Below are 12453 nucleotides of genomic sequence, written 5' to 3' on the forward strand. Positions count from 1 at the left end.
TCTTAACCTATTGAAAAATAACGTTTTTACTTTTTATCGTTTTTTTATCTAAAAGGGGCAACCCTCAAAACTCAAAACCCCGTCAAAACCTATAGAGGTTGTGTTTTGGATATCTTTGACACAAGATTTAAAAGGACCTCGGTATGTTTCTTCTTTAGAAAATTATAAAACAAAAACCCTCAAAGATACTTTGTAAACCCTCTGTTGGTACGATAAGATCTTTGAAGGTTTTAAGAATAACAAAAGATTACAATGGCTTCATTGTTTGATGCTGTTGTTTTTAACGAAAGGGTGCCATTCATAACGTATGGTAGGGCGACCACCTTGTGAGCTATTTTCACTTGCTATTTGACGAATATGATTGGAACGACATAAGAGCTCTAAAGCTTGCTTAACGGCTCTATTATCTGTTAAACTGATCCAACTTCTTTGATGAATATCACGTAAAGTAAAAACATCGGGTAAATGATCACAGGGCTCGACAATCAATTTTGTCCCCTCTGTTGCTAAGCTATTCGCCGCCGCATAGAGCCTTTTGACATGACTTAACAAATATTTTTCCCATCGCAAGGCTGTTTGAAGGGCATCTTTATTGATTTCAAAACGCCCCCCTTCGGTTAATTCAAAAATCAATGCAAGACTTACTATGGTCTTAGGCATTTTCAAAAGATGCGCTTGTAAGCTTTCAGAAAGGTTATTCTCTTTGGCTTCTTTAAAAATCTTTTGCATCCATTCACGAAAGATCTCTTGAGCATCAGCAGAAAAACGCATCACAAGAGGGTGTTCAGGAGAACCAAGGGGTTTATATCATAATGAGAACGTATTAAGCTAAGAGGAGATGCCAAATTCTCAAAGGAGAAGTGCAATGCACCTTTACGAGTTTTTTGGACTTCATGATTTTTTGTACAACATTATGCCCCCCAAGATTATGTGCCCTTAAGCAGCTACAGTCGTTGATACAATATCCTCAGCAAGCATTTGTTCATCTTGCACATATATTTTTAGTATTTTTAATAATTTTTTTTTGGAAGATTTCTTGGTACGGCACGCGATACATCAGTGCTAACGTTCTCTTAAAAAACACCCAGATAATTAATCAGCTTCAAAAAACAACCTTACCAATGAAGTACTAGCTAGAGGGTTGCATGCACAACGCAATAATGGCACACTGATTCCCACAAGCGTGCTTCACATATTGCACGCATAGCCTGTACAGAGTCTACCGCTCCTAAATACTCAAACGTAAAAACGTAATGCTACTGGATCGTATAGTGACCGCAGTTGCACCCTTAAACACCGGTTCCTCCCCATATCATAATGCTTGACAAAAGCATCATGCCATCATAGCAACGGCTTTGCGTAGGGGTCCCACAACATAGTTCTACAAATTGTTGACGCATTGCCAAGCTAACAGTTTTCTTGCCCACCTACGCCAATGAGACCATCACTATCCTCTTTTTGAATCGTAAAACAAAATGATTTCCCATGAGCGATAAACCATCTGCTCAAAGTCCAGCTAGCTCAAACTCATAGCATTCTAAACCTTTAGGCTCGCTCTTCCCCCAAGGGGGCATAGTCAGATATATCACTTCCCTCACCTCTTCACGCGCTGGGATAAAAAAATCTGAAACTACGAGGCAACGCTGCATTTGTATGCAGCGTTGTTGTTAGGAATAAGCTTCTATTGAGATAGTTCTAATGGGAAGCACCCACAGCTAATGGTATAGGGATTAATTTGGATTCTTTCGAAATGCTATATATAAATTTAATGTGCCGCCCCACAACACACCACCAGTAAACCCACTTAAAAGACCAAAAAGAAGGTTAAAATCAAATGCATATTTCAAATCAGGTACAACCTTGAGAAAAACAATCAATGTGAATTTGATGACAAAAGCGATAAGAATAAATGTCAGCGTCAACGGCGTACCAGGCAGAATAATGAAATCCGTTCCCTCTTTGATTTTTAAACGCGCAGTAGCACGCCAGAGCAACCAGCCAACGCCAAAGCCGATCATCAGCCCTGCCAACATTGCGATTGCTCCCCAGCGTGGGAAAGCCAGCTGGTTAATCACATCGCTTGCGCCCAAAAAAAGAAAGACTAACGGCAAGAGAAAAAGGCGGTAAACCTTCGTTTCCCTATCTTTCAATGCGATTATTCCCCTCGCAATGAGAAAAATAAGCAAAATCCAAGCCCATAAAGGGGTTCCGGTCAGAATGTTAAACAATGACATATTATGCTCCATGATGTTTGATGCGATAAAAATATTGCATGATGTTAGGAAGATATTTAGAAAAAAGAATACCAGTACAAATTAAACCCATAGTGATTAACCAAATCTGGGGGGTCCATGTAAAAAAAGCCACTAGAAGACCATTGGCAAAAAAGATGATTACCCAAATCCATGTAATATATTTATTGATGAGATAAAATAGGATATGTTTGCGTTTTTCTTCAGAAACACCAGCACTGGCATAAAAAATGGTAAAGGGTTTCTTTACCAGCAAGCTAATCAATGAAACCAGAGCAAGTGACAGATAGCAAAAAACTGTGGGGTAGTTCAGTAAAAGTGTAGACCATCCAGCGAAATAATTAACAAACAGGACAATAACTGTCAGAATGTTAGTAATCATCACGGGTTCTCCCTGCCGGACAATTTTAATATTCACAGCAATAATGAACAATAAAATCACAGTTAAGATGAGAGAGCGTTCGACCAGAGTTAAAACGTTTCCATTGATAACCCAGGAGTAAATACTCCACGGAATAAAAGAGATTATTATGTTAAACATGACGCATCCTCCTTTTTATATTTGATAGAAAACTTACCGCAAGTGCTTCGTTTTTTAGTTTCCGTATGAATATAAAAAACGCCACCCGGTTCATACTCTGTATCCTGTTTAATGGTCAACTGATAGGTATCTCCCGGATAAACTGCTTCAATGAACTTTACTTTTTTCAGCGCAACAGATGCGATATTTTTCGTACTACCCTGCGTGGCTAAAGCCAGAACCATCTCAATCAATAGTGAACCAGGACATACGGCGCGGGAGGGGAAATGTTCCTCAAAAAGCGGGTGATGCGCATTAAAGGAAAAAGTACAAGAATCTCCGGTTATGGAGGAAATCTTACATAAATCGCCTAGTAATGGAAGAACGACTTTCTGAGAACACGAGCCAAGGAAGCAGACTTTACTGACCATGATGATTGCCTGCGCAATAACGGCCTTTCCATTGTCATATGTGCTAGCCTTACAGTGAATACGGTAGGCCTCATTAATGCGTTCAATATGTCCTTCAACGCATAACCGATCGCTATCAAAATGGGTGGTAGAGAAAAACTGTTCAACCATAACAGGGAGATAGCGATAAGTGAGATCCGAGTTTTTAGCCACCATGGTGGCGAATCGAACTGAAAACTGATGCAAGGCTTCGAGTAACAAGCCCTGTTTCAAATAGTTATGGGCTAACTCCCAGTGAGAAATATCGATTTGCCCGCAAGCACGCATCGGTGTGGTTAAGGTGATACTCTGACATATACCCAAGAAATTTGGCTCGGTGTGATGCTTTATAGCCATAATTGGGAGACCTTTTTATATCTTTCTCTTAAATCCTTTGATGATAAACCGAAGGAATGAGCGCTAAACCGCGCTTGATAGTGCGCGAGAAGTATCGGCATACGACAAACGAAAAAAGCCAACAATCCCAGCTCAGGAGAAGCCCGATGTTTGCTCATGATGCTTGCAATTAGAAAATCGACATTGGGTTGCAGTCCTGTATTGTCCGAAATAGATCGCACAAGCGAACTGAAGGAGCACATAGGCACCTGAAAGCGTGAAAAAAAGAAATAAACCCGGACATCCCATTGCATAATCGGGTGACCAAACCTTGGCCAGGGTTTGTCTTTGCAATAATGCGTTACCGCTGCCTTAAGATTCCCGGCTTCAATCTCATGGAGGACACCAGAAAGTCGCATGATAGCATATTTGCAGGCTCCCATATGCGCGGGGCCAATGGCACAAAACCCACCGATTAGTGCAGAAATGACGTCGCTCTTGGTACTGATAATAAATCTTACCATGGTGGTTGTGGGTGTCACAATACCAAACCCGCCCAGCAGTAGAGACATGCACCCGCAAAGCACATCAATATCCCAGTCGGAAGAAGCTTCCTTGCTAGTTAATACTAACCAAAAAGCAAGCTCCAAGGTATTGCAATTTTCGATCGCCGGCAAATCGGAAAACTGTTGGGAAGAGCACGCCAATGCAATAATCCACGGCATCAGCAAGATAATTTTAAGACAACCACCGTCGCTTACGGGAGCCATGACCTTACCCTGAGCCGCCGAAACCTCAACTTGCGATAATAACATCATAGATCGCTGCGTTAAACTCAAAGATGGCAATACATTGATCAGTTGATGCATCGCCTGCAGTTTGGCTGTAGGATCCGTCTTTTGCAGTTCGGCGTTAGTATTCTGAATCAGCAGATCCATCTGTTCTTCATTAAAAAGGTTGCCGGTCAGTACAAACCATGCGTTCTGCAAATAACGGTTTTCATCGGCAATATCAATCAAATTACATCCACGAATAAACAATGCGTTATTATCTAAATCATAATTATCAATAACATCATCTGACATGATTTACTCCTGCTGCTCCGGTGACACGCTATAAAACCTGATGTTGACATTTATCGTATGCGAATTCCCTGATACAATTTCATTACACAAATTATCAAGTTGCATTACAGGACTCCCTTGCGTCATAAACTAGCAGGCATTTCCCTCTGGATGAGAAAAGCAAATCGCTATATTCGACGATGGTGACATTAATACGTCCGCGCTTTTTCATATAGGCTTCATAAATATCCGGCAAATGATAGATTTCCTCAGTTAGTTCGGACAAATCAAGGTCGTGAAATACTTCGCAGCAGATTTTAATATCCATAATCTCTTGTCTATCCGCGGATAAAGACAATACAATTTGAACAATTACATCGGGCAACCGTCGATTAATAATTTTGAATATTTTTTCATGGCTAATCAAATTTCCCATGAAATTAAAATCAATAGCATTGCGTTTAATACCTTCAAAATAGAGGTCACCATTTTCAACGGATAATGTGCCCATATCGCCCACGGAATATCTGATAAGTTTGCGCGAGGCATCGGGATCCAGTGATGTCACTAGCAGCCCTCTCTTATCTTCATATTCAAAGAAGAAATCATCGCTGAAGAGCTGGTACCGATTAAGCCGCCCTTCGGCGGACATACCAATGAAACCGCACTCCGACAAACCATATAAACCAATTATCCGCAGATCGTCGCCCAGCATCTCGCGCAGATAGTTTTCATGCACGCTCAGCATCGATTCACCGGTAAAGACCACTTTTTTAATTGCCAGTGGAACCTCAAGGCTGAGCATGGCTTCAACGAACTGAACGATGGTGCTGGGCACACCAAACAGTACCGAGAGCCGTATTTCAGCCAGAAACTCGAAATGACTCTTCAGCAGCAGAGCAATATCGCCAACCGGCACAACATGTGCACGGCAATTTTTTAAAATTTCACACGCCAAGTAGTGTAAAGATGAAAACAGATTAATCGTAAAAAGGTTGCCAACAATATCCCCTGGGGAAAAAACCTGCCGCGCGCGCAGGTTACGAATTAAATTGCGCTCTGATGAGCTGATCCCTTCCTTACAGAATTTTAAACGAACGTTGGCCATTTTCATCGCCCCAGTGATGCCGCTTGTAGCACTAATCAGCATCGGTAAGTGTTCACCCGCAGAGTCCACTTGAGTCAAAGAACCACTATCACCAGTGGTCGAATAAACGCGTGTACTTATCCTAACCAAATCGCGGAAAGCAATGTAATCGAGTGCATGGCAGCCAGTTATTGCCGTTATACGTGGTTGCATTTTTGCATACATTTCAGCACAGAAATAATCCATGATAACTCAGACCTTTTTAATGAAAATTGCACAACCCAGAGCTGCTAGACCTTCTCCACATGCCACTGTCCAGCTCATCTCACTAAGATCGCAGCCATATAAAAAATCGGTGATACCGGCTAATGTAAATTTTTCTTCTGTGAACATAGCTGCCACACCGCATTCACGACGTGATTGGTTAAAAACACCCAGTGCTGTTTCTTCTGCATCAGCTAGGGGTTCATGGATGATAATACGACCGCCGCGATCTAAAACACGGCACAACTCCTGTAATCCTTTTTTAGGTTCAGCCCAGTGATGAATTACGGAACGGGCATAAATCATTGAAAAGGAGTTATCGGGAAACGGTAAATTGCTGACGCTGTCTTCAATAATGTTGAATGCATGCTGGTATTTTAACTCCGTACATTTTTTAACACAAAACTGAACCATACGGGGATCAATATCAAACCCGTAAAAGGAATAGTCTGTGAGTTTTTGGAAGCGGTAAAGCTTGAAAAGCATGTAGCCAGTTCCCATGCCAATATCGAGAATTTTTTTCTTCGCAGAAGTAACACCAGATGCTTCTTCCAGAATTCTTTATATCAAATACGCATTCCACGATGATGTACCTTCAGTAGCATACCTTTCATAGTGCTCAGGGGTGATATTTACCAGTAAATCATTCATCACATATTTCTCTAAATGAAGCTAGTTATGGCATTGCCATAAACTCGTTAAAAACTAACTGGGTATAGAAACGGTTACGTCCTCATATAAGAAGTCATCTAAAATAATTGATTGCAAACATGCATCCAGCAAAACAACGGTTATCACAGATTGACAAAGATAATAGCAGTTACAAATAAACGTCATCCCCTTAAACACAAATGTATTCCCAACGTACCGAAAAACACATCGCGTCCTGTCATGTTCAACTAAAAAATAATCATTTATATCAAAAGTACACGCCGAGATGGCGCATAATGCCTTATACAAGCTCTCCATGCAGCTAAATATTGTGGTGCATAGCCGATTATCCAGCACCTGCCCTGCTGGAAAGTCCGCGCATTTTTCACAGTAATCTAGCATAAATGGCCTCGGTAGTTTTTTTTCTCAATAAATTCGATATCAACCCCGACAGACTGAATCCGCGGATCATTATTAAGCAACATAATACTTTTACTCCGTCCATGGCTCACAGAACTGTGTGACATCTTTACATCTGGCAAAATCCGTTTAAATATATCGATAAAAAGTACCTTCGCCATTTCACGTTGCAATATCATTCTCGATGTACGTCTCGTCGATACAGGCAAATAACGATGAAGCCTATCAATAGCTAAAAATAGGTATAAAAAGAATGGCTCACAATGCACAGATAATTATTTGCACGACGATTAACATACACTCTGCTCATATCATGAGCTTTATCTACATGGTACATTTTATTTTCCCTGTATTTGTCGTGGCAATTTTTCTGATATTTACTTTAAATGCATACTGATACCATTTATCAGTCAATAGTTTAGTAATGACTTTAACCTGCTCACTATTTGCCGACATATCAAGGTTGAGATAAAGATCGCCGTTCTGTGCTTTTGAAAAGTAATGTCTTAAACATCCGGCATACTTAATAATGTCATTTGAAATCAGTTGAACTGGGATAAACTTACCATTGTGTTTAAATTCATTAACGGCTCTGGCTATCCAGTAATAGCATTCGGATCCATCTTTAACAAACAGGTCGCCGGAATCAAACCATTCATCACGCGGCTTTAATTGCAAGAAACTATCAACATAACCATCACACGCGAAAGGCGTTTTATAAAACAAACAAGGCATTGATTTATAATGATAATATATCGTTATTCATATTGAATGAGAGTCCCGAATAACCTAAGATTGTCTCATTTTAAATCAGTTTATATTGCTTCAATCAAAACCACTCATTTGCACATAACAAGTGGGATGAATGTGTGGATCAAATTTATATAAGAAAGGAGTAAAAAATGGCTCTTATGAACCGTCTTAATGCAAGATCTGTCGCAACATTGGGGGCTGGCAAATATAATGATGGTGCTGGCTTGTTACTTCATAAGCGTAAAGATGGAGGTGCTCAATGGATTTTACGGTATACCCTTCACGGACGTCGTCGTGAAATGGGCTTGGGAGCGTTGCGAGATGTCTCTTTAAAACAAGCCCGTGAATTGGCAACTGGGTGGCGTTCGGTTTTACGTGAGGGGCGTGACCCCATTAAAGAACGCAATAAACAAAAGCGTGAGGCAATAAGCAATCTTCATTACTTAAAAGATATTGCCGTAGATGCTTTTGAAAGTCGGAAAGCTGAATTAAAAGATGATGGTAAGGCTTGTGATTGGTTTTCACCTTTACGTCTTTATATTCTCCCTAAATTAGGCTGTCTACCCGTTTCAGAGATTACTCAAACAGAGATACGCAATACTCTTGCCCCTATTTGGCATACAAAAGCTGCAACAGCAGAGAAAGCATTGATACGTCTTAATCTTTGTCTTAAACATGCGGCTGCATTAGGTTTGAATGTTGATTTACAAGCAACAGAAAAAGCACGCGCGCTCTTAGGCAAACAACGCCATAAAACGCAAAATTTTCCAGCTATGGATTGGAGAAAGGTTCCGGCTTTTTATAAAACACTTTGCGAAACAACAACAATGACACAACTGGCTTTGCGTTTGCTTATCCTTACAGGGGTTCGCTCTAACCCTTTACGTCATATCCATAAAGATCAAGTTGATGGGGATATATGGACTATCCCTGCTGAAAATATGAAAGGAAAGCGTGATACAACAAAAGAGTTTCGCGTGCCTCTATCATCTGAAGCATTAGACATTTTAAAACAAGCGCGCCTTTTATCACGCAATGATTTCTTCTTTTCTGCAACAGGTCGCGGTCCCCTCGCGCATAGGTGTATGGCTCAATATATGAAACGTATTGGACTTGAAGCCTGCCCGCATGGCTTTCGCTCTAGTTTACGCAATTGGCTTGCTGAAACAACCGATGCCCCCTATGAGGTCGCTGAAACTATTCTGGGGCATGTGGTCGGGGGGCAAGTAGAGCGTGCCTATCGTCGTACTGACTATCTAGAACAGCGTCGGGTCTATATGGATAAATGGGCGGCTTATGTCACGGGTCAAACCTAAAATATGGGGTGAATAACCCCATTATCTGTGGATAACTTTAGCTCTCTTGTCTCTCATTCTTTCTCAATTAGACTCATAAATTATCACATGAGAATTTATATGATAAAATATTGTTTTCTATAAATAAAATACCTTCAAAAATGAACCAAAATGTGCTTAATAAATAGGCATGATTTGGTTCTATTTTTTATTATGAAAGGATTTTAAAATGACCAAAAATGATATTCTTTTAACAGACCGTGAAAGTGCAAAATTGCTTCATATGAGTGTCTCAACTTTCCGCCGTCATGTCACCAATGGCTCTCTCCCAAAACCCTTAAAATTTGGTTTTTTATCCCGTTGGTTACAATCGGATCTCTTGAATGTCATCGAGCAAGCGAAACAGCAACGTCAAAATGACGCGGCATAAAAAAAACCTTGTCACGTAAGGACGGACAAGGCTTTCTCAAACTCATCAATCTAGAGATAGCACAATCCGTCCTATGACACAACGTTATAGGATTTAAAATGATGTGTTCTTTTAAGAATGCGCAGGGTATTACACGTGCCTTGCGTGGGGTTTGGCATGGGCGTTATGGAACAGCCCGTTGCCCTGCTCATGATGATAGGCTGCCTAGCTTATCCCTTACCAATGGACATGATGGGCGCCTTTTACTCACTTGTTATGCTGGCTGCTCTTTTAGAGAGATCATACAAGCGCTCATCAGAATTGGCTTGCTTGGAAAACAAGCCTTTTTTGATAAAGCTTATGATCACGCTCTTTCTTTATCAAAACAGATTTCTGCTGATCTCAAACGAGCAAAACAGAAAGCAGAGAGAGCAAAAGCAATTTGGCAACAAAGCCAACCTATTAAAAACACTTTAGCAGAAACCTATTTACGTATGCGGGGGATCACATGTGATTTGCCTACAGATTTACGCTTTTACGACAAATGTCCACACCCTTTAGGGATTACACTGCCCGCGTTGGTTGCTCTTGTTAAGGGTGCTGGCTCCTTTGCCATTCATAGAACCTTTTTACAAGCCAATGGCTGCAAAACAGATCAAAAACCAGCAAAAGCCATGTTAGGGTCTGTTATGGGTGGTGCTGTGCATTTAAGTCAAGCCAATCCAAAACATCTGGTCATTTGTGAGGGCATTGAAACCGGTCTAGCTCTACTGTCTGGGTTGTTAACAGAGCCCGTGAATTTATGGGCGTCCCTTTCAACCCATGGCATGATGCATGTGAATTTGCCTCCTACAAAAGCCCGTCTCACCATTGCAATGGATGGCGATGAGGCTGGTCATAAAGCAGGTTTTACCCTCGCTGCGCGCGCTTATAGACAAGGCTTTGAGGTTTTTATCATGCAAGCCCCCTACGGTCTAGATTTCAATGATGTTTTGATACTGAAAGGTATAAATAAATGAGAGAGAATAAAAACAATATTATAGATACCAACAATCAAAATGTTTCATGCAATGATAACGATAATGGCTCTTTAAATGATAAGACTTGTTTAGAAGCCATTCCTTATAAACAAGCATTGCAACAAAACGGTTGGGGGGAATTAAAACCACTTGAATATACTCTCTTACCCGTCGAGCCTTTTCATGCTGCGCAAATGCCTTTAACTTTAAGTCGCTATGTTTATGACGTTGCTAACCGTCAACAAGCTCCTCTTGATTTTGTGGCTGTCGCTGCTTTGTGTGGCTTGGCTGCTCTCATTGGCAATGGCGTGCGGATTGCTCCAAAACAACATGATGATTGGAAGATTGTCCCTAATCTCTGGGGCGCTCTTATTGGTCAACCTTCAACCATGAAAACACCTACCATGCAAGCCGCTTTAGCTCCCATCACTTGCCTCCAAAAGAAATGGTATAAAAACTGGCTAAAGCAGAAAGAGAGACAAGAAATTGAAGAGATACTTGAAACTTTAGACAAATCTGAAAAGAAAAAACAAGCTCATAAAGCAATAAAAAAAGGAGATCTTGAAACAGCCCATGCTCTTTTGTCTGAAACCCTCTCTAAAGACAATGCGCGTGATGAGGATGTCTCCCGTTTTATTGTCAATGATGTGACCGTTGAAAAGCTTGGGGAACTTTTAAAAGAAAACCCCCGTGGTCTCTTGATGGTGCGTGATGAATTATCCGGTTTCTTAACAGATATGGAAAGAAAGGAATATCAAACAGACCGTTCCTTTTATTTGGAAGCTTTTAATGGAGATGGTCAATTTACTTATGACCGGATTGGGCGGGGAACCATTTTTATTCCCAATGCAACCGTCTCTATTATAGGGGGCATTCAACCCTCTCGCATTCTCCCCTTTATACGCAATGTTTTATATGGCAAAGGCAATGATGGTTTCTTACAACGCTTTCAAATGCTTGTCTTTCCCGATGAGACAAAAGATTGGAAATGGGTTGATAGACCGCCCAATCAAGAGGCATGGGAAACTTATGAAGGGGCATTTCGTTCTCTTTATAATAACCCCCTTGGTTCACCAGAACACCCTCTTGTGATGCGCTTTTCTGCTGAAGCTCAAGAGATCTTTCGTGAATGGATGCAAAAGATTTTTAAAGAAGCCAAAGAGAATAACCTTTCTGAAAGCTTACAAGCGCATCTTTTGAAAATGCCTAAGACCATAGTAAGTCTTGCATTAATTTTTGAATTAACCGAAGGGGGGCGTTTGGAAATCAATAGAGATACCCTTGAAAGAGCCTTGCGATGGGAAAAATATTTGTTAAGTCATGTCAAAAGGCTCTATGCGGCGGCGAATAGCTTAGCAACAGAGGGGGCAAAATTAATTGTCGAGCGTTGTGATTGTTTACCCGATGTTTTTACAACAAGGGATATTTATAAACGTGATTGGAAATGTTTCAAAGATAATGGAGCTGTTAAGCAAGCTTTAGAGCTTTTATGCCGTTGTAACTATATACGTGAAATCTCTGGAGACAAGAGCTCACAAGGCGGTCGCCCTACCATACGCTATGAATGGAATCCCTTAGTGACAAGCCATAAAACATCACACTGAGGCAATTTGGAAATCTTATAGAACATTAACAATATAACAGTGAACTCTTCAAAGCACTCCCCATTATGAGTTTTGGGGGGGCTTTTTATACGTATTATTTTATTTTTTAATTAGAAATAAAAGTTATTATATTTCAATGCGTTAATGTTTTAAAGAAACAACCTATATTAAATACAATTCGTAAATACAATCTATAATATATATAAAAAGGGGTTTTGGGGGGTTTAAGAACCTACAAAACCTATCTATAAAACCTATCAAAATACTCATTCTGATATTTTAAAGAACGTAGTACATTTATCTTGATGAATACGTGAAATGAATAGCAAA

General features: G+C 40.5%; 14 protein-coding genes. 4 read left to right on the forward strand and 10 right to left on the reverse strand.

Translation table 11 applies throughout. The annotated features are described in order from the left end of the window. Positions 1-258 precede the first annotated feature (258 nt). The 10 genes from ACFIL7_RS02430 to ACFIL7_RS02475 all read right to left on the reverse strand — a co-directional run bounded on the left by ACFIL7_RS02430 (position 259) and on the right by ACFIL7_RS02475 (position 7769). A complete protein-coding gene (locus ACFIL7_RS02430; protein WP_375683307.1) occupies positions 259-771 on the reverse strand; it encodes a DUF3987 domain-containing protein in 513 nt (170 codons plus the stop codon). Positions 772-1289: 518 nt separating this feature from the next. Beyond that, complete coding sequence (locus ACFIL7_RS02435; protein WP_155915008.1) at positions 1290-1427, reverse strand: hypothetical protein; 138 nt, start codon at positions 1425-1427, stop codon at positions 1290-1292. 303 nt (positions 1428-1730) lie between these two features. Continuing rightward, positions 1731-2234, reverse strand: coding sequence for a DUF6622 family protein (locus ACFIL7_RS02440; RefSeq protein ID WP_074380593.1), 504 nt, complete (start codon positions 2232-2234; stop codon positions 1731-1733). A gap of 1 nt (position 2235) precedes the next feature. After that, positions 2236-2793, reverse strand: a complete 558-nt coding sequence (locus ACFIL7_RS02445) for a hypothetical protein (protein ID WP_375627807.1) — start codon at positions 2791-2793, stop codon at positions 2236-2238. Then, positions 2781-3578 (reverse strand): beta-hydroxyacyl-ACP dehydratase, encoded by a 798-nt coding sequence (locus ACFIL7_RS02450; protein ID WP_375683304.1) that lies wholly within the window; start codon positions 3576-3578, stop codon positions 2781-2783. Before ACFIL7_RS02450 ends, ACFIL7_RS02445 begins: the two co-directional genes overlap by 13 nt. Beyond that, a complete protein-coding gene (locus ACFIL7_RS02455; protein WP_375683305.1) occupies positions 3569-4642 on the reverse strand; it encodes a citrate/2-methylcitrate synthase in 1074 nt (357 codons plus the stop codon). Before ACFIL7_RS02455 ends, ACFIL7_RS02450 begins: the two co-directional genes overlap by 10 nt. Before the next feature lie 94 nt (positions 4643-4736). After that, on the reverse strand, positions 4737-5954 hold the full coding sequence (locus ACFIL7_RS02460; protein ID WP_375634773.1) for a hypothetical protein: 1218 nt from the start codon (positions 5952-5954) through the stop codon (positions 4737-4739). A gap of 6 nt (positions 5955-5960) precedes the next feature. After that, positions 5961-6530, reverse strand: coding sequence for a class I SAM-dependent methyltransferase (locus ACFIL7_RS02465; RefSeq protein WP_375633502.1), 570 nt, complete (start codon positions 6528-6530; stop codon positions 5961-5963). Positions 6531-7018: 488 nt separating this feature from the next. Beyond that, complete coding sequence (locus ACFIL7_RS02470) at positions 7019-7204, reverse strand: hypothetical protein (protein ID WP_375633498.1); 186 nt, start codon at positions 7202-7204, stop codon at positions 7019-7021. Between the two features lie 163 nt (positions 7205-7367). Continuing rightward, positions 7368-7769 (reverse strand): hypothetical protein, encoded by a 402-nt coding sequence (locus tag ACFIL7_RS02475; RefSeq protein ID WP_375633499.1) that lies wholly within the window; start codon positions 7767-7769, stop codon positions 7368-7370. 176 nt (positions 7770-7945) lie between these two features. Between ACFIL7_RS02475 and ACFIL7_RS02480 the strand changes: the two genes are divergently transcribed. From ACFIL7_RS02480 to ACFIL7_RS02495, 4 genes are all read left to right on the forward strand, one after another. Further along, complete coding sequence (locus tag ACFIL7_RS02480) at positions 7946-9112, forward strand: tyrosine-type recombinase/integrase (protein WP_375683306.1); 1167 nt, start codon at positions 7946-7948, stop codon at positions 9110-9112. A 208-nt stretch (positions 9113-9320) separates the two neighbouring features. Further along, a complete protein-coding gene (locus tag ACFIL7_RS02485; protein ID WP_375634775.1) occupies positions 9321-9521 on the forward strand; it encodes a helix-turn-helix transcriptional regulator in 201 nt (66 codons plus the stop codon). 98 nt (positions 9522-9619) lie between these two features. Beyond that, the gene (locus ACFIL7_RS02490) at positions 9620-10519 is read left to right on the forward strand and encodes a toprim domain-containing protein (RefSeq protein ID WP_375634776.1); all 900 of its coding nucleotides are present in this window, start codon (positions 9620-9622) and stop codon (positions 10517-10519) included. After that, the gene (locus ACFIL7_RS02495) at positions 10516-12123 is read left to right on the forward strand and encodes a YfjI family protein (RefSeq protein ID WP_375634777.1); all 1608 of its coding nucleotides are present in this window, start codon (positions 10516-10518) and stop codon (positions 12121-12123) included. The genes ACFIL7_RS02490 and ACFIL7_RS02495 overlap by 4 nt, the downstream gene beginning before the upstream one ends. The last annotated feature ends 330 nt before the right edge of the window (positions 12124-12453 follow it).

This window comes from Bartonella sp. AP3QHHD, assembly GCF_042195765.1.
Lineage (GTDB): Bacteria > Pseudomonadota > Alphaproteobacteria > Rhizobiales > Rhizobiaceae > Bartonella.